We start from the raw sequence: 17,085 nt of genomic DNA, 5'->3' as shown, positions 1-17,085 counted from the left end.
TCCATCCCCTATAGCTCGATAAAATTAAAAAATCTTCAAATCTTTTTTTAAATAGTAATGCTGAAAATCTCTACCGACATTATCTAAACTGCCAAACACTTTATAGCCATGTTTTTCATAAAAACCTAACGCTTGAAAACTTAACGTATCCACCTTTATGAAATCACAGTCTTTTTCTACAGCGATGTTCTCAAGCTCTACTAATAATGTCGTTCCTAATCCCGATTTTCGTAATTCTTCATCAATCATAAACGTATGAATTTCCAACCAGTTCCAACATACTTCTGCGAGTATGCCGCCAAGGACAATGCCGTTGTCATCTTTAAGGAATAAATTAATTTCTTCGTATCTACCTCTTAAATCTGTTGGGAAATGCTTTAAATTAAATTGATAAAGCGCCTCCTCGATTTTCTGTCTATTTATTTCTTGCGTAATCGAAAAATTCATCTTTCATCTCTCCTTTTATCTTAAGAGTTGATTTGATTATAGCCGACTGACATTCCTTGAAAAAACCTCATCGTTTTTTCCTAAAAGAAAATAAGCCAATGTGGTATTCAACCACATTGACCTATTTCAAAAGTTTGTACTTTTTCTTTTTTCTTGTAGTACAATTCTTTGTATACTCTTTAATGACAAATAATATTTTTCTGCCAACGTAATAGTCATTCCTGTTTGATAATCGTTAAAAATCTTAGCATTTCTTACAGCTAATTCTCTTCTCGTAGCAGTACTTGATCCCCAACTCTTTTTATTATCTTCTCTTCGCGGGATATAAATATATTCACCATCAACATAATTTTGTATTAACTCTACCAACTCAGCTGGTAGTAGATTCTGTGCTTTTTTATAGCTCATTTTTGCACTCCGCAGCTGGAAAGTTGTTCTTCTTAAAGTTAAGCGCCCTACAGATCAAAAAGAGATAGTGGGTTAATCCTTTACATCTTCCTTGCATTATTTCACTAACTAGCTACCATAACGCGTTGTTTTCTTTATTTTTCGGTCCAAGTCTATTACAATTTTCATATTGAGGCTTTGAATTCCTTTATTTTTTGCATTAAACCCTACTAAATTTTTCAGAGGTAACTAATTATTATGTCGTTTGTTAACTTCAATCGTAATGAACTCCGGCAAATAGCTGGGAGTACATCCTTTTGCTACTATTTCATCTTTGTAAAGACCCGTTTTCTCACCAAGTTTAATACAACGTGTACGATTCTTTTCATCATAAACGCCTATCCAGCCTGCGGTGAAATTCATAGCCCATTGAACTTCCGGTTCTTCCTTCGTAATATTAGCTTCTAATGCAGATAGCAAGTCTGCGGTGTTATCAGGCGGTGTTTGTCCAGTCCATCTCAATCGCCCTTGATAATACCAGAAAGCTCGCCTTTGAAGAGCAGAAGGACTATTTTCCCATGTCTTCATCAATGCAATCTTCTTCTTGTCTTTGGTGAGCTGATTAGCCATTAACCAATCCATTAAGTTATTTCGCTCATCAAAAGTGTGAGTCTGCATATCCTTATCAAGCTTATTTAGCACATCATGTGAAAGAAGTTTTTTGTCCATAATTAAGATTGCTAATAGTCTGGGCAAAAACTCTTCGGTTGACCAAAGTTCCATAGCTAGTTCGTGATCTTTTTTAATGTCTTTCGCGATTTTTCGTAAGTCGCCTAGCTTACTTTTACTATTGATCTGAGGTAAAATGTTTTCTGCTTTTGAAGAGCGTTTTATTTCTGTATCTTTTTTTTCATCCATTTTATACAACTCCTTTATTAAAGCACTGTTTCATAATATGTCCTTGACGGGATATATCAAGAACTTAATTTCGTTATAAGTCTTATTGCAGTGGTGTGCCTCCAAAGTTTACCTTTTTTAATATTGTAGGCAAATTCGCATTTATGTTCCTCAATTAATAAGAAGCCATTTACATTTTAACATAAATACCCAATTTTGAATTTTTGGCTCTTTAATAGATTGGGGATTCGGGAAAAGTAAGGGATTTTATTGAAGAAAAGCGCCCGATTGTTGAATAAGTCTATAAACTAAGCTGTGCCGTTAGTTCAATAACTTCAACAAAAAAAACTTCAATCCTTTTTAAACAACAAGAAAAAACGAATTCTAAAATCAAAATCCGTTCTTCGTAAATTCTAATCAAAAGCGTTCCATCGTTAAATCAGTATTTACTGAAACCGCAGCTTTATTACCTTTAGCAGCTGAAAGCATTAAAGAGGATGGTTTAGATCTTTCTGTTTCCCCTGCAATATATACGTTTTTTTGGGTTGTTCTACCAACACCATCTGTTATAACTTTTCCATTTTCATGAATTTCACAGCCAAGCTTCTCAGCAAATTGATTTGGGTGATAATAAGATGGGGCAACAAATCCACCCGATCTTATAATTGTTGCTCCTGTTTCAAACTCTATTTTTTGTAAGTAACCGTCATTACCTATTAAGTCTTTTATCTTTTCCGATATAATTTTGATATTGTGTTTTTGTAACTCTATTTTACCTTCTTTAGATAATTGAACTCCATTCGTTAAGACAACCAAATCCTGCGACCAATTATAAATTAACTTAGTCAAATGCAGTACATGCTCTTCTTTTTCTGCAATAACCACTAATGGCTTATCTTTTTGCTCCCATCCATCACAATACGGACAACTAAATAGACTTTTCCCATAAAACTTTCTTATACTTGGTATAGTAAATATTTCTTGAATACCGGTGGCGAGTATTATTTTTTCTGAAACAAATTCCTGACTAGTAGATGTTTTGACAGTAAATCGCTCATTACCTATATCCTTAATGATTTCAGTAACTGTTGCAGTAAAATATGATACGGACGGGTAATTCTCCAACTCTTTTAACGCTATTTCTTTAAACGCTTGTGGTTTTATCCCATCTCGAGTAATAAATCCATGTGACGCTTGTGTCACTCTATTCCTATTAGTTCCATCGTCAAATAATGTAATGTTTCTCCTAGCCCTTCCTAAAGTTAAGCTAGCACTTAACCCAGAAGGACCTCCACCTATAATGATACAATCAAGGACATTCATTTTTTTACCTCCGTATTGATTTGGTTTTATTTTGAATTGTTATTTGCAAAAGAGAACTACATTATTTCCCACATGATGGATTTCCATTCTTTACACACTAATATTAAATATGAAAAGAAATGGCGGTGTGTTTAGCGACAACAGGAGACATTGCTTTTATTTTTATTCCTAAATCTGAACATCAATAGTATAGTGAGACTACAAAAATCATTCATGAATAATAAATTGACAAATCAAAAAGGATCAATTTATCGTTATTAATAAAATAACCCTATTTCATATCGAATTATTCAGTTTAATTCCAACTAGGCAACCTCTTCACAATGTGCGGAGTGTATTTGGCAACACATGGGTGCTAGTGGGTTATATAGGCTTAAAGAAAAAATGAGTTGCCTATGCAACTCAATGTTCTTCAAGTAAAGCACCCCGTTACTGTAAGTACTTTCCTTCACAATCTAACAAATAAAACTACATAATCTAAGCAGAGATAATTAATTCGTTTGATTTCGAAAGGAGAATAGCTCATAATCGTCCCTATAATAATGATACCGATAAAAGAATCGAAAAAGTTAAGCAAATACTCCATAGGGAACCCAGTATTTTTTGATTTTTAATATCTCTATTTTGTTTTAGTTTTTCTAATAGCTGAACTAAATTGATAAACCATAAAAATGAAAATAACAACGGTAAAAAATAATAAAATAAAAATAAATCAGTCATTCCATATCCTCCTTCAAACTGCCCTTAGTTTAACTAACCTGCTGTTTATTTAGTTTTCAAAAAGAAAAAGCTAACCTAAAGGCAGCCTTGTTCTGCTAATGCACCTGTTTGTTTAAGTACATATCGCGCCCTTTAACGGAATAACGATCTAATCTATCTTAAGAGCTCTTCAATTAAAGCACCCCGTTTAGTTCAATAAATATTTTTCTAGCTATCCATAATTTAATTGCTCCCACTCACTTAAGTACATACGTTTTGTAATTTTCTTAGGATTTTCAAGTTTACAAATAAACTCTAAACTATTCCATCTGGATCATTAAAATGTATTTTGGCGTGAGCATAACCATTATGAGCCATTCCAAAAGGTTCAAGAGGCTCAAAACCAAATGCTTCTCTTGGTTCATATCCCTTATTTTTAAGCCAACTAACTGATTTATTTAATCCTTCCAACGAGACTTGAAAAGCTATATGTCTGATTGAAGGATGATATTCAATTTCTACTTTATCGGTTTCCCATAATCACAACCAACTTTTATCTTTTTCAATCCACAAAAAAGCTAATTTATCCTCAACACAGTGGTCAAACTCTAAACCAAGATTTGTATAAAATTCAATAGGTTTTTTCAGGTTACTTTTAGCAGCACAGCTTCACCCGATACACAATATTAATCCACTTTCCGAGGATTTTTAAAATAAACGAACCACCTTAAAATTATTTCTACTGGACCGAGTGAAAAGCGCTTTAAATATAGTTGACTTGCTTTTAGCTGAATGCCATAAATGATGACCGATAAAAGGATTCCAACAAATATACCCAATTTTCCAAACAACCCAAAACCGTAACCATAAAAAATAATCGTACAAATGAGCGATTGCATTAAATAGTTTGTGAGCGATAGTTTTCCGATTGGGGCAAAATAATCGTTCATTTGCGTTTGATAGCGGCTAAATAACCATGCAAATAAGGCAATATAACCAATCGCTAACACATATGTCCCTGCCGAATAAATAAATAAGCTGTACGGCGTGTCAAAAATAATAATCCCCTTCAGCAATAGCCCGACTGGTACGAACAGCGCCACTTTTTTATATGTCTGAGTGCTTTTTTCTAGCTGTAAAAATGCGCCCCTTTTCGCCAGGCCCATTCCGAATAATACAAATGGACCTACTGCAAGAAAGCTTATAGCAACATATAAAAGCCAGCCAATTGGTAGGATGAATAATAGTGTAAAGCCACCCTCTACAATAAATTCACCTAATCGTTGCGTCAATATTTCTGCATATGTACCGTCCTGATAAATCATGATTTCCGCTGTCGTTAAAGGCTTAACGAGCTGTATAAAACTGCTGCCAAAAAAGGTTCCCACTCCTAGGATTGCTGTTAAAATGAAGCCCCACACAAAATACGTTTTCACACGGCGCTTTAAGAAGAATAATAATAAAATGAAAAGAGTCGAGCCATATGACAATAAAACGTCGCCTTCCCACACAAGCGCAATATGCATCGCCCCTAATACGGATAAGCCAACTGCCCGTCGAAACACAATATTTTTGTACTTTAACCCCGAAGCCTCTCGTGATTCAATCATTTTTATCAAAACATAACCAAATACAAAACCAAAAATCGGATAAAATGACCCTTCTACAACAATTTTTACAAAATAATAACTTACTTTATTAAGCCCGCTCGCCGATTCAATAATTTCTACTCCTGATGCACCAAATTGGAAATGAAGCATATTTGCTATTAAAATTCCGATTAGCGAAAAACCCCTCAATGCGTCCATCAGTTCAACACGTTCTACCTTCAATTTCTCACCTACTTTTTCGTAATTAATTACTATACGAATGTAGCAAAGAATAGTTTCATGATATTGTAAGAAATGGTTTTTTAACCAAAAAAATCACCGGGTACCCTAGAATATTCACATTCACGTACTTAGTCCCTTTCTCAATCCCTGCTTCTATCTCCTTGAATAAGAAAAAAGGGCTGTCTATACAGCTCAACAATCTTCCACGAAAGCCCCGGTTAGCTTAATAAGGGGTGAAACTTACAAATTAGGTTTAATGCATACTCCAGTTGAAACATTAAAGCGCGCTGCTTCCATTTTTGTCTGGTCACTGTTCCAGCCTATTTCTAATAGTAGGTTAATATTGTTCTCTGCATCTTTTCTAAGCATAAAATTATAACTTAATTACTTTTTATAAAAAAAGTTGGTACAGAGTCTACATTTTTACAATTGCAGGAATAGTGGTATTGCTAATTGTAGGGACTGTCTTATTAATACTTCATTTTAAGGCATCGTTGATACCAGATGAAAAAGAAGAAGCAAAAGTAATTTCACAAGCAGAACAATACTTACGAGAGATATATCCAACCATGGAATACGAAATCACTCATGTCCTTTATGATCGTGATAATCAATATGATAGTTTTTATTATGCTGCAGTGATTTTAAATATAGAAACACAACATACATTCATGGTTTACGAAAACAGTTATACGGAACAAAGGAAGATGATATAACAATCCAAGAGGAAACAAATTTCATCGAACAAGTAAGACAGAAAGTTTTCAGTTATATAACTGAAACATTTGGAGAACCACAGGGTATGGCATTTACGCCTTCATATGCATTGGGGGGTACACCTACGCTTAATATTAGCTTAAACAACAAAAAAAAGAGATAAACGAAGAAATGTTTCAATCTTTTATTGATTATCTCCAACATGAATTAAATGTCGAACAAGCACATGTAAATATTATGTATGATAATGAAATAAGGGATAAAGAATTTTAATAAAGCATGAGGATATTTTTTCTCATGCTTTATTTTGTTTAAACTTCAATTGCTATTTATTTTGGAAAATTTATAGTTTATTAGACAATTCCTTCTTGAACTAATTAGAACCATAAAGTTGTTTCTGTAAAATTTGAAAGGCAACCATTAATCATAGCCCCCGATTATTTAACTAATCTTTCAATTCATTCTTTGTTTCATCCACAAATGACCAATACATTTGATAAAATTCTTTCTCTTTCATCGATTCTGCTGGTGTTAGACCATAATGCCAATTTCCAATAACACATGCTAATAATGTATGTCCTCCGACCATTACATCTAATCGGCTATTTAACAGAATTCATTAATTCAAAGAAGTATTTTGGTTCTTGAGTTTGATTTAGATTGAACCATGATTGTAATGTCTCTAGTGCAAATACATCTAGCACCTTCAATACATGCATCGCAAATTCCAACGGCGCTATTCCTGATGCCGTAACTAAATTCCCATCAGTTACTGCTGGTTCCATTTCATAATATTTTTCTCCAATATAATGAGGACAAATCATTTTTAGATATTCTAGATTGTTGCTTGTATGCCTTCTTGCGTCTAGCAATCCTACCTTTGCAAGCCCCAATGTTGCCCCACAAATCGCCGCAACAACAGTACCTTCTTGTAAAGATTGACCAGCTTTTTTCAATATAGGTTCGTGCATTGCCTCTAACCAAGTGTTCCCACCTGGAAGAACTAAAACATCCTTGCTTTCCAACATACATTCGTCAATCGAAATACTAGGTAGTATCGTCAATCCGCCCATTGTAGTAACAGAATTTTTATCAATGCCTACCGCAACCACCTCTAAAGGTGCTAAATCTTTTTTAAAATATCTGCCCGAGTTCAGTTCAGCAATTAAATAACCTACTTCCCAGTCTGCCATCGTATCAAATACATAAAGATAAACTTTTTTTGTATACATACTACACACTCCTTTTAGTCGATATACCCTATTATAAAAAAACTTCACTGACATCCTCCGTCAGTAAAGTTTTCAAACTTGATAATAATTTATTAATTCATAGAGAACTTCAATCAGTTTTTGCTTCAAACTTTCCGGTTCAATTACTTGAATAGATTTGCCATAGGGTAAAAGTAAATACGGTACATACGTATGAATTGCTTCTTCTTCTAGTAGAAATATCACTGTATTTGAAGTCCGTTCTTTGAAATGATGTCCTAAAAACCAATGCTGGCATAAGTTATCTAACGCACTTGCCTTACCACCAACAACTAAAGGCATAAGCCCTTGCTTATCTTCTACTTCTGGAAGTAGGTTTTTCATAAAAAATTCATCTGCCGAAAAAGACGTTGGTCGATGGAAAGTACTTTCTGTTTGACTAATACTAACAATTCTCCCCACTCTAAAACTGCGGATTTCATTCCTTAGATGACAAAAAGCTATGACATACCAATTGTTATTCCAATAAAGTATGCCATATGGATCAACAATCCGACGTTTAGGTTGCTGTTCACGACTTGTATGGTATTCAATTTCTACAGACGATTCGTGTACTATACCTTGCTCCAATTTTTTCAATATTGGCTCCAGAGATGCTTTTCCGATTGGACTGAGTACTTCAAGTCCTTGTAAATGTTGCTTGATCAGTCTTTCCTGCTCTTGATTGGCATACATCTGTAGCTTTGATGTTGCTCTGTCCAATGCCTCCCCTAAAAAATATCCAGCTTCTTTTGCAAAAGTAGCAGCATGTTGTAATGCCGTTTGCTCCTCTACATCAAAAAGAAGTGGACTTTCAATAAAATTATTCAGCAGGGTATACCCCCCATTATGACCAGAGTCAGCGATAATCGGCACACCACTGGCAGAAAGTGCATCAATATAACGGTAAACAGTCCTGATATTCATCTCTAACTTTTCAGCTATTTGTTGTGCAGTCATTTTCCTGCCAGAATGCAACATCCATAGAATCGCCATCATGTTGTCAATTTTAGCCATAATTTTTCACCTCAAAATTCCGCTTTATCCGAACGTCGTCTTCAATAGCCCATAAATTCATTTTGCTTAACACATGTAATTTCAATGTTAAAAGTGTATGTTAACACATTTAGTAAAAACCGGTTCAGTTCCATGACTAGTTTGAGTGCTGTTTCAACTAGTATATAATTAAAACATAACATTTCATCGATAATTGCATTTGAATGTTTTATATTGAAATAAAGGTAGTAACAGATTTTTTTCTGAAGATAATTGTATGAAATGTCACATGAAGAAAAAATACTTTGTGATGTAATTCATCAATCTTTCTAAACAATTAAGGAGAGCCAACATGTACAAACATAAAGACAACCCAGAAGTCATCTTCTTTTGTGACCCATCGGAATGCCTGATGCATCCATTTGATAAAAAACAAATCGTCTTTACAGGGGCCCTTTCCACGATGACACGTTCAGAGGCTGCAAAAAAAGTAAGAGCTTTTGGAGGAATTATGCAAGGAGCCGTTACCCAGGAGACAGCTTTCTTAATTCTTGGAGATAAACGTCGTGGTATAAGTACGAAACAATTAAAAGCTGAGCAGTTGATTAGCCACGGCATCGATATTCAGATTATACCAGAGGCTGATTTTTTGTGGCTCATTTCTATGCACAAAGAATAGCCATCACCATCTTTTACGTGGAAATAGCTTAATCAAAAATTAATACGTATAAAAAATAATTTTTGGACTATACTATTAAAGATTTCACTTTGAATCCTATATGACTAGGAGGGTTAACCCGATGAGTAAGGTTGATCGATAGCTCTGAAGGACCATCAATACTGATAAAGCTAAAGTACGGTTTTCTTAGGTAAATCTTAGAATCCAATGCGGAAGCGAGGCAGTGTGTCATGGAGGAATAAATGTAAGTGGTAATCGAACCCGGAATTTATTTTCCGGGTTTTTTTATTGTCTGTCTAAAATCCCTTGCTTGGCAAGAGGTTACTTGCCCTTATTTTTTTATGTCCAACTTAGAGGTATCGATTCATTTTTTTGTTCGTTAATTTACTTCATATGTATACCCCCTTCTTATTTGAAATAACAGGAAGGGGGTAAGACTTGTCATACTATTAGAAGAATTTTTATGTAAGAGACAGACAGCATTTATTGAATTATTTGGTAACAGCGAAACATACATCAATTGGCTTATTAGTATATCCGCTTCCTTTTAATGTATCCCAACCAATAACAGGATCATTCTAGATTGCAAAATTTTTCAACTAAAAAAATTGGGTATGCCTTAATGTTATAAGTTTTTCCGGCTGAAACTGCAATTGGATAGTCATCAGTAAAACTTACATATGCTCAAGTAACTCCATAAAAAAGAACAGATCATACGAATGGTTAACAAAACCATTTGTATAATCTGTATTCTTCCTAATTGTATACGTTTTTAAAGTGGTAAGAATATTTTTTTATCGTATATTTGTGCTCAATTACTTTTGTACTCAATTACATGTAATACTTTTACTTCAATACTTTTTGAATATTCTTCTAGCGTTTCTTCCGTTTCTCCCCCTTTAAACTGCACCTCTTTCTGTGCTTTTGCAATGACCTCAATCACTTCTTGTTTAGATACATTCTTAGATGATGCAATTTCTACAACCGATTTACCAGTTGCCAATTGTTGTTTTAATTCTGTTGCATTCATATTTAATAAAGAAAATAGGTCCTGATTATTTAAAAACGCATTTGCAAAGTAATCAGGCTGACCATTCGTTGTAAACAAAGCCTCATCAGTAAAACTAAATTCAGTTGGTAGTTCTTTACTTTTTTGAGTTGGTAGCTCTTTACTTTCTTGTTTTGTTGTTTCATCCGTTTGTGTGTGAACTATTTGTACGGGTTTTACTGACTCATCTTTCTGAATTTGTGTAGCGTAGGTATGCCCGCCGCCTACTATAAATGCTGTTGAAATACCAAATGCAATGATTAAATTCTTTTTACTCATCTTAATCCCTCTTTTCATTTATTTGTATTACATAAACTATTATTGCTGAACAATGTAAAGATAAAATCAAGATGAGATGAATTCAGAATGAAAATTTTCAACACAATTTCAAAACATGTATTCTGTCATGCCACAAGAAGATATTCATACAGATATTTTGGATGCTTTATGGCAAGATCACAAATTAAATGCGATGGACAATCCTTATGGGACAAGTCACGCTCATTTAAAGGGTAATTGTGCACATATGGAAGCACCACCGTGTTTAACGTGTCACGATGGAAGTCCATGTAAGGACTTAGCAATTGACTTTTCCGAATTAGACGTACAGAAATATGAACTGCATGAACGAATTGAGACCCTACGCCAGCAGCAAGCACAAACCCCTACACCAAAACAGAGTAAACGTGAGATGAGTGATAGCAATAAAGATGTAATTATTGAATCATTGAAGCGAAGAATCATGAAAAAGGAGGAAGAAAACAAACAATTGCGGAATCAACTAAAAATGGCATACACAGACGGCTATAATCAAATATATAAATTGAAAGATGCAATTTTATCACAAACACTTAAACTTAGCGGCAGTTTTGTTGCCAGTTGCTATATGTGAAGGCTTATCAGCACTTAGTGTACCGAACTCCAACGAAGGAATCTTTCATGCAATAAACAACCAGTCATAATCAAAATATATGGAAATAATAAATTTTTTTTATTTTATCTTAATAAAACCAATACCCTTTCAACACTGAATTTATTGGAAGGGTATTAAAGTTGTTTAATTTTATTTGAGATCGTTATTTTACAAATAAAGCTGAAAAATAAACTTGTTTTTCGAGAATCGAATCCCGATAATAACACCCTCAAATTGAGTATTACTCATTTATTACTTCACTATTTTTTCCAAAAACTTTTAATATTTAATTTGAAAAGGCTTATAATTATTTAATATCATGCTAGAATTTTTTTCTTAATCACAATTTCTGCTATAGCTAAACTAATAATCCAGCATAGCCACACAGCAATAGTATAGGAAAGCCCATAGGAAAGATTTAATCCATTATGTGTAACTGCGACAATAATATAAATGATTGTATTGGCAAAAGTGAGAAAGAAACTCCGAGTAATCCATTGACTATGTCTTACAATATCTTTTCTTTTGATAGATTTATAACCGAGAGTTGTTGTTATCAGCCAGAGCGTATTTAAAATAAGAAATCCGAATGTACTTAGCCAACCACCTGTCGCAAATAGAGAAACATATACACCGGGGATAAAGTTTAATACAATTGAAAAGATATAGATTCGACCATTAAAACGGTGAAATGGTAATCGTTTATTCCGTAAACTTTTCATCATGCCTACTGGGCCTGTCAATAAAGCAATGACAGCTAGAATAATATGTATCCGTAACATGACGGCCCATACAGTAGGATTAGAAATGATTTCATCCTTATTGTTCAGGAACTTTTCAAAATCGGGATCCACCATAAAATTTTTCGATAATGTATGCATGATCCACATAAAAGCAATGATAAATAAACCAATTACAAGTAATTTTTGTTTTCTTATAAGTAGCTCCCTCCATTAGAAATTCCGAAACTATCGTTCAAACCACTTGTCTAGGACCATCATGTCCTAAAGAAATCACCATCATTAAAACATACAATCATATTAGTTTTAACATACTATAATCTCCCTTTTAAGTACTTATTTTGTTTATACAGAGTGAGTTCTTTCCTTTTTCACATTAAGCTCAGGAAGTGACAATGTAAGAATTGCGGCAATTAACAAAATAATAATTGAAAGATAAAAAGAAAAATTATATGTGGCATGGTAATTGTACATTAACCCTGGTACATATGATCCAATCTTTCACTTTCTTTATAAACTTTTATTTTCGATTGATTAAAACATATCATTTAAAAAAGTACATTTTTTGTTATAAATTTAATTGGAGATCTGCAATTGAATATAAAACAGCGGAACCACTTATTTTTACTCTATCCTCTTTGTATTTACAGTATAGTGTTCCACCACGTTTAGAGAGCTGTCTAGCAATCATGTCGTTTTTTTCTAATCGTTTTGCCCAAAAAGGAATTAAACTACAGTGTGCTGAGCCACAAACTGGATCTTCATTTACCTGTAACTTTGGCCAAAAAGCTCTGGATACAAAATCAACTGCTTTTCCCTTTGCAGTCACAAAAACTGCAAGTCCTTCTGGAAATTGTGCTAATTTAGCAAAGTCAGGAGATAAATTAAGCACATCATCTTCTTTTTCGAGTACAAACACCAAATCTCTCCCTATATAGGTTTCAATAGGCGTTATACCAAGTGCTTCCACCATCTGTTCTGTCAGAATATATTCCTCAATTTTAATACTCGGAAAATCCAATTCATAAAGATTATTATTTTTCAAAACAATCAGTTCCCCGCTCATTGTTTGAAATCTGATTTTTTCTAGTTGTTTTTCATAATAGTTAGTGATTACATATGCGGTTGCTAAGGTAGCATGTCCGCAAAGGTCAATTTCCCCTCCTGGTGTAAACCATCTTAAATGATAATTGTCTTTATCCCCTTCCTTTACAGCAAACGCTGTTTCAGAAAGGTTATTCTCGCTAGCAATTTTCTGCATCAAATCCTCAGGTAACCAATCTTCCATAATACAAACACCAGCTGGATTACCTTCAAATAATTTTTCAGCGAAAGCATCTACTACATAATATTTCATATTGAAAAACCTCCTGTATATTATCTTTTCTTTTGTATTACTTAAACTGTTCAAGCTTCTCTCAATTTTTTAACATCGCAATACACCCTTCCCAGTGTTATAATTTGTTCATTTGAAATCCCCTATATTTTATACCGAAACCATGTATAACACTCAATGCACTTGTATAACACTTAATGGAGGGTAAACATGCATATTGAAATTCAACGAAATTCTGAAACTTCACTTTCCAAACAAATATTTCTATCAATTGTTGATCACATACGATCAGGTCTAATACCACAAGGTAGTCAGTTACCTTCTGTCCGCGAATTATCTAAAGAGTTAGAAGTAAGTTTTGTTACTGTTGTAAAGGCATATAAAGAACTTGAAAAGGGAAATTTTATAACTTCTATTCAAGGAAAAGGTACATTTGTAAATACTGAAGAAACAGAAATAGAGGAAATAAAAAACGATTATTTACCATTTAGTTGGCAACTACCTATACAAGATTATCTTCCGAGAGCTCAGTTTTCCCGCTTTCATCACGTTCCAGGTGAAATTCAACTTTCTTCTTCTATGATTGACCCTGGGCTTCTTCCTAATCGATATTTAGAGCAAGAAATTCATAAAATGCTTTCGGAGAATCCAAGAATTTTATCACAATACAGTGAAATCCAAGGAGACTATAATCTGAGGGAAGCAATGACTCAATATTTAAAACAATTTGAAGTTCCTACTACACCTGATAACCTTTTAATTACAAATGGTTCGCAGCAAGGATTAGACCTTGTCGCACGTACATTTGTTGGCCCAGGCGATGTTGTGGTAATGGAAAGTCCTACTTATCCAGGGGCAATTGATATTTTTAGAGGGAGAGGCGCTACGATACTTACAGTTCCAGTTGATAAAGAGGGTATGAAAGTGGATATACTTCAAAATTTATGTGATAAATACAAACCAAAAATTATTTATACAATACCTACATTTCATAATCCTACAGGTGCGGTTATGTCCCTAAAGCGACGTAGGCAAATATTAGAGATAGCTAAAAGTATTCAATGTATTATTGTAGAAGATGACCCATGGGGTGAGATTTATTTTGATAAAAAACCTCCTGCTCCTATTAAAAGTATAGATTATTATGGTCATGTGATCTATTTAAAAGGGCTGAGTAAAACATTAGCTCCAAGTTGCAGAATTGGGATACTTTCAGCTTCAGGTTCTATATTCAATCGACTATTAGCGGCTAAATCAAATGCTGATTTAGGAAGTCCATTATTAACACAAAAGTCATTATTACCATTCATTACTTCAAAAAAAATGATTGATCATATGAAAAAATTAAGAACAGCCTTAAGAGTAAGACGAGATTTGACTCTCGATTTATTATCACAATACGCGCCAGAAGAGATTTCATGGATTATACCAAATGGAGGGTTGAACATATGGATTAGTCTTCCAACCTGGATAGATACAAATCTGCTACTCATGGAAGCCAAAAAAAATTTTGTAACATTTTTACCGGGATCAGCTTGTTACCCTGTGGAGCAAGAGAATCACCATATGCGATTAAGCTTTTCTTATATGAATGAACAACAGTTACAACATGGAATTATAACATTATGTAATATTTTCAATTCTGAAATTACATCCAAAAAAATGAAAAATAATACTCCCTATTTTTAAAAAGGTTCATTTATTCTTTTAGAAATGACAAAAAAGTAAAATAAACGTTTTTTTGACATGCTTTTAAAATCTCTTCTTTCATTAAATCAACGTTTGAAGCATCTTTTTAATCAATTTTTAAAAAAGCAATAACCAGACTTTGTTACAAATAATCTAACTTAATTTCAAATCTACAATAAAAGGGTAATACATATTAGTCATGTGTAGTATGTATTACCCTTTATTTTAAAAAGTTCTATATATAGATCTTGATAAACCTAATACATCCACCACCATTTTTCACAACCGTTTATCATTGCGAAAATTTAAAGGGAAATGAACAAAGTCATGATAAACACCAAACTTATACCCTCTTTCCTTATAAAAAGAAATAATGTCTGGAAGTACTTGAAGTGTTTGATGTACTTCATGCATGAGTACAACTTCTACATCTCTTGAAGTTCCATTTTTTATGTTCTCTACAATTTGATAAGGGTTATTTTTCAATTTCCAGTCTAAAGAATCAATTGTCCAATCCCATACTTTAATATTCGCTTCTACAATTTGATTGCGAAGTTGTTCATTATCTAAGCCTGGTACTGAACCATATGGCGCTCTAACTAATTTAGGGTTTGTACCTGTAATATCATGAATTATAGCAATTGCTTCATTCATTTCTTGTACAAACTGACCGTCCGTGTATAGATGTTTACTATTATGTGTCATGCTATGTGCTCCTACATAATGCCCTTCAGATGTAGCTCGCTTTACATTGTTTTGTAAATTTTCATTCTGCAAATTGGCTCCTTGCATAAAAAAAGTTGCTTTTACATCATGTTCTTTTAATACATCTAAAAATTGTCCCGTCAAAAGACTAGGACCATCATCAAATGTTAGATATACAACTTTTCCTAAGGGTCTACTTATTGGTTTATTCTCTATTTTAAGCTCCTCTTTTATGACTTCACTTTGTTGCTGTGGTGCCATTTGTTTACTTTGTTCCTCTGCAATTATTTTGACAGGTAGTGTATTGGATTTCTCTCTTATATAGAACATTAGAATAATAGTAGTTAGAACAATTCCGATTATTTTTAGTCCTTCTATTACCCCATTCTTCTTGATAGTTTTTCGTGATGTTTTCATATTGTTCAACCTCTCCTTTACAAAGGCTAGTCTAATTGAACAATATAAAGATAAAATGCAGATTGTGTCGAGTTAAATTAAAGAAAATTGCTGACTCTGCTCTTTTTCTTTTTAATTGAAATGTGTATGGTCAGCTCACTCTCTCAACGGTTCAACGATTTATCTTTGAACATAAAGCACGGTCAGGAATTAGTTTTATTTCATATTTATCTTTTCTTCATTTTATCTTTATCTAGACATCTTACTATTGGTTCATGTTAATCAGCTGAACTTAATAGATTAGGAGTGTTTAAAAAAATGAAGAAAAATAGTTGGAAGTATCTTTTAGTATCATTTATTTGTTCTAGTTTCGTTTGTCTAATGTATGTTACTCAAGGTAATAGTGCTGAGATAATTGAAATTGACAATAATGCAATAGAAAGTAATACCATTGGTTTATTAGAGGGAAAAAACATTGTGATTGATCCTGGCCATGGCGGCGTTGATATTGGCACAACTGGCTTAACCTTTGGAACAAGCGAAAAAGAGGTGAATCTTACAGTAGCACAAAATATTAAGCGGGAGCTTGAAAAAAGAACAGCCGCAACAGTCGTCTTAACACGTGATAAAGATATAGATTTAGGCCGTAATCAAAGAGAAGCATTACAAAAAAGGATTCAAATTGCCGATGATGTTTCAGCTGATTTGTATATTAGTATTCATCATGACGCTTTTACCGACCCTAGTGTTAACGGAATAGCTGTTCATTACAGTTCACATCAAAACAAGAGCGAAAAATTAGCTGAAATCCTGCAAGCATCTATCTTTAAGCAAAGTATTAATGCCAAAAATCGTGGTGTAAGAGACAGTGATTTTTATGTTTTAAAGAATAATTCCGCTCCTGCAGTATTACTAGAGCTGGGCTTTACGTCAAATAAAGAAGATGAAATCCGAATGGTTTCTAAAGATTTCCAAAGCAAAATTTCCATTTCTATCGTTGATGGGATTATTAAATTCTTTGCAAAATAAAT

General features: G+C 33.5%; 18 protein-coding genes. 5 read left to right on the top strand and 13 right to left on the bottom strand.

The genetic code is table 11. The features are described 5' to 3' along the window. Positions 1-24 precede the first annotated feature (24 nt). The 6 genes from ACOMCU_RS08340 to ACOMCU_RS08315 all read right to left on the bottom strand — a co-directional run bounded on the left by ACOMCU_RS08340 (position 25) and on the right by ACOMCU_RS08315 (position 5,585). The gene (locus ACOMCU_RS08340; protein WP_421049897.1) at positions 25-447 is read right to left on the bottom strand and encodes a GNAT family N-acetyltransferase; all 423 of its coding nucleotides are present in this window, start codon (positions 445-447) and stop codon (positions 25-27) included. 126 nt (positions 448-573) lie between these two features. After that, a complete protein-coding gene (locus ACOMCU_RS08335) occupies positions 574-855 on the bottom strand; it encodes a CD3324 family protein (protein ID WP_421049896.1) in 282 nt (93 codons plus the stop codon). A gap of 228 nt (positions 856-1,083) precedes the next feature. Further along, positions 1,084-1,752 carry a DNA alkylation repair protein gene (locus ACOMCU_RS08330; RefSeq protein ID WP_421049895.1) on the bottom strand — a complete coding sequence of 223 codons (669 nt, stop codon included), beginning with the start codon at positions 1,750-1,752 and terminating at the stop codon, positions 1,084-1,086. A 396-nt stretch (positions 1,753-2,148) separates the two neighbouring features. Further along, positions 2,149-3,054, bottom strand: coding sequence for an NAD(P)/FAD-dependent oxidoreductase (locus ACOMCU_RS08325; RefSeq protein ID WP_421049894.1), 906 nt, complete (start codon positions 3,052-3,054; stop codon positions 2,149-2,151). Between the two features lie 534 nt (positions 3,055-3,588). Continuing rightward, positions 3,589-3,774 (bottom strand): hypothetical protein, encoded by a 186-nt coding sequence (locus ACOMCU_RS08320; RefSeq protein WP_010860930.1) that lies wholly within the window; start codon positions 3,772-3,774, stop codon positions 3,589-3,591. 665 nt (positions 3,775-4,439) lie between these two features. Continuing rightward, positions 4,440-5,585 (bottom strand): DUF418 domain-containing protein, encoded by a 1,146-nt coding sequence (locus tag ACOMCU_RS08315; RefSeq protein WP_421049893.1) that lies wholly within the window; start codon positions 5,583-5,585, stop codon positions 4,440-4,442. Between the two features lie 446 nt (positions 5,586-6,031). Here ACOMCU_RS08315 and ACOMCU_RS08310 point away from each other — a divergent pair, with 446 nt between their 5' ends. Continuing rightward, the gene (locus ACOMCU_RS08310; RefSeq protein ID WP_421049892.1) at positions 6,032-6,301 is read left to right on the top strand and encodes a hypothetical protein; all 270 of its coding nucleotides are present in this window, start codon (positions 6,032-6,034) and stop codon (positions 6,299-6,301) included. A 446-nt stretch (positions 6,302-6,747) separates the two neighbouring features. Here ACOMCU_RS08310 and ACOMCU_RS08305 read toward each other — a convergent pair whose 3' ends face one another. The 3 genes from ACOMCU_RS08305 to ACOMCU_RS08295 form a co-directional block, all read right to left on the bottom strand. Further along, entirely contained in the window at positions 6,748-6,891 is a 144-nt protein-coding gene (locus ACOMCU_RS08305; RefSeq protein ID WP_421049891.1) for a hypothetical protein, read from the bottom strand. Between the two features lie 13 nt (positions 6,892-6,904). After that, on the bottom strand, positions 6,905-7,534 hold the full coding sequence (locus ACOMCU_RS08300; RefSeq protein ID WP_010860934.1) for a type 1 glutamine amidotransferase family protein: 630 nt from the start codon (positions 7,532-7,534) through the stop codon (positions 6,905-6,907). A gap of 72 nt (positions 7,535-7,606) precedes the next feature. Next, positions 7,607-8,569: a helix-turn-helix transcriptional regulator gene (locus tag ACOMCU_RS08295; RefSeq protein WP_421049890.1), complete on the bottom strand. Its 963-nt coding sequence runs from the start codon at positions 8,567-8,569 to the stop codon at positions 7,607-7,609. 331 nt (positions 8,570-8,900) lie between these two features. Between ACOMCU_RS08295 and ACOMCU_RS08290 the strand changes: the two genes are divergently transcribed. Next, complete coding sequence (locus tag ACOMCU_RS08290) at positions 8,901-9,227, top strand: BRCT domain-containing protein (protein ID WP_421049889.1); 327 nt, start codon at positions 8,901-8,903, stop codon at positions 9,225-9,227. 811 nt (positions 9,228-10,038) lie between these two features. Here ACOMCU_RS08290 and ACOMCU_RS08285 read toward each other — a convergent pair. Next, a complete protein-coding gene (locus ACOMCU_RS08285; protein WP_421049888.1) occupies positions 10,039-10,554 on the bottom strand; it encodes a hypothetical protein in 516 nt (171 codons plus the stop codon). A 127-nt stretch (positions 10,555-10,681) separates the two neighbouring features. Here ACOMCU_RS08285 and ACOMCU_RS08280 point away from each other — a divergent pair, with 127 nt between their 5' ends. Then, positions 10,682-11,167: a hypothetical protein gene (locus ACOMCU_RS08280; protein ID WP_421049887.1), complete on the top strand. Its 486-nt coding sequence runs from the start codon at positions 10,682-10,684 to the stop codon at positions 11,165-11,167. Between the two features lie 338 nt (positions 11,168-11,505). Here ACOMCU_RS08280 and ACOMCU_RS08275 read toward each other — a convergent pair whose 3' ends face one another. Both ACOMCU_RS08275 and ACOMCU_RS08270 read right to left on the bottom strand, forming a co-directional pair. Next, positions 11,506-12,069: a DUF2306 domain-containing protein gene (locus ACOMCU_RS08275; RefSeq protein WP_421049886.1), complete on the bottom strand. Its 564-nt coding sequence runs from the start codon at positions 12,067-12,069 to the stop codon at positions 11,506-11,508. Positions 12,070-12,496: 427 nt separating this feature from the next. After that, entirely contained in the window at positions 12,497-13,285 is a 789-nt protein-coding gene (locus ACOMCU_RS08270; protein WP_010860940.1) for a PhzF family phenazine biosynthesis protein, read from the bottom strand. 189 nt (positions 13,286-13,474) lie between these two features. On the opposite strand from ACOMCU_RS08270, the gene ACOMCU_RS08265 reads away from it, so the two are divergent. Then, positions 13,475-14,953, top strand: a complete 1,479-nt coding sequence (locus tag ACOMCU_RS08265; RefSeq protein ID WP_421049885.1) for a PLP-dependent aminotransferase family protein — start codon at positions 13,475-13,477, stop codon at positions 14,951-14,953. A gap of 279 nt (positions 14,954-15,232) precedes the next feature. On the opposite strand, the gene ACOMCU_RS08260 is transcribed toward ACOMCU_RS08265, so the two are convergent. Beyond that, positions 15,233-16,075 (bottom strand): polysaccharide deacetylase family protein, encoded by an 843-nt coding sequence (locus ACOMCU_RS08260; RefSeq protein ID WP_010860942.1) that lies wholly within the window; start codon positions 16,073-16,075, stop codon positions 15,233-15,235. 297 nt (positions 16,076-16,372) lie between these two features. Between ACOMCU_RS08260 and ACOMCU_RS08255 the strand changes: the two genes are divergently transcribed. Continuing rightward, the gene (locus ACOMCU_RS08255) at positions 16,373-17,083 is read left to right on the top strand and encodes an N-acetylmuramoyl-L-alanine amidase family protein (protein ID WP_421049884.1); all 711 of its coding nucleotides are present in this window, start codon (positions 16,373-16,375) and stop codon (positions 17,081-17,083) included. Positions 17,084-17,085 lie beyond the last annotated feature (2 nt).

The sequence above is a fragment of the Lysinibacillus sp. UGB7 genome (genome assembly GCF_049058285.1).
GTDB classification, from domain to species: domain Bacteria; phylum Bacillota; class Bacilli; order Bacillales_A; family Planococcaceae; genus Lysinibacillus; species Lysinibacillus sphaericus_B.
This window is presented reverse-complemented; position numbering and strand designations above follow the sequence as displayed.

Excerpts from the sequence above, each read along its gene's own strand:
- ACOMCU_RS08340 (WP_421049897.1), bottom strand. The coding sequence starts at position 447 with ATGAATTTTTCGATTACGCAAGAAATAAATAGACAGAAAATCGAGGAG.
- ACOMCU_RS08335 (WP_421049896.1), bottom strand. The coding sequence starts at position 855 with ATGAGCTATAAAAAAGCACAGAATCTACTACCAGCTGAGTTGGTAGAG.
- ACOMCU_RS08330 (WP_421049895.1), bottom strand. The coding sequence starts at position 1,752 with ATGGATGAAAAAAAAGATACAGAAATAAAACGCTCTTCAAAAGCAGAA.
- ACOMCU_RS08325 (WP_421049894.1), bottom strand. The coding sequence starts at position 3,054 with ATGAATGTCCTTGATTGTATCATTATAGGTGGAGGTCCTTCTGGGTTA.
- ACOMCU_RS08320 (WP_010860930.1), bottom strand. The coding sequence starts at position 3,774 with ATGACTGATTTATTTTTATTTTATTATTTTTTACCGTTGTTATTTTCA.
- ACOMCU_RS08305 (WP_421049891.1), bottom strand. The coding sequence starts at position 6,891 with ATGGTCGGAGGACATACATTATTAGCATGTGTTATTGGAAATTGGCAT.
- ACOMCU_RS08300 (WP_010860934.1), bottom strand. The coding sequence starts at position 7,534 with ATGTATACAAAAAAAGTTTATCTTTATGTATTTGATACGATGGCAGAC.
- ACOMCU_RS08295 (WP_421049890.1), bottom strand. The coding sequence starts at position 8,569 with ATGGCTAAAATTGACAACATGATGGCGATTCTATGGATGTTGCATTCT.
- ACOMCU_RS08290 (WP_421049889.1), top strand. The coding sequence starts at position 8,901 with ATGTACAAACATAAAGACAACCCAGAAGTCATCTTCTTTTGTGACCCA.
- ACOMCU_RS08285 (WP_421049888.1), bottom strand. The coding sequence starts at position 10,554 with ATGAGTAAAAAGAATTTAATCATTGCATTTGGTATTTCAACAGCATTT.
- ACOMCU_RS08280 (WP_421049887.1), top strand. The coding sequence starts at position 10,682 with ATGCCACAAGAAGATATTCATACAGATATTTTGGATGCTTTATGGCAA.
- ACOMCU_RS08275 (WP_421049886.1), bottom strand. The coding sequence starts at position 12,069 with ATGCATACATTATCGAAAAATTTTATGGTGGATCCCGATTTTGAAAAG.
- ACOMCU_RS08270 (WP_010860940.1), bottom strand. The coding sequence starts at position 13,285 with ATGAAATATTATGTAGTAGATGCTTTCGCTGAAAAATTATTTGAAGGT.
- ACOMCU_RS08265 (WP_421049885.1), top strand. The coding sequence starts at position 13,475 with ATGCATATTGAAATTCAACGAAATTCTGAAACTTCACTTTCCAAACAA.
- ACOMCU_RS08260 (WP_010860942.1), bottom strand. The coding sequence starts at position 16,075 with ATGAAAACATCACGAAAAACTATCAAGAAGAATGGGGTAATAGAAGGA.
- ACOMCU_RS08255 (WP_421049884.1), top strand. The coding sequence starts at position 16,373 with ATGAAGAAAAATAGTTGGAAGTATCTTTTAGTATCATTTATTTGTTCT.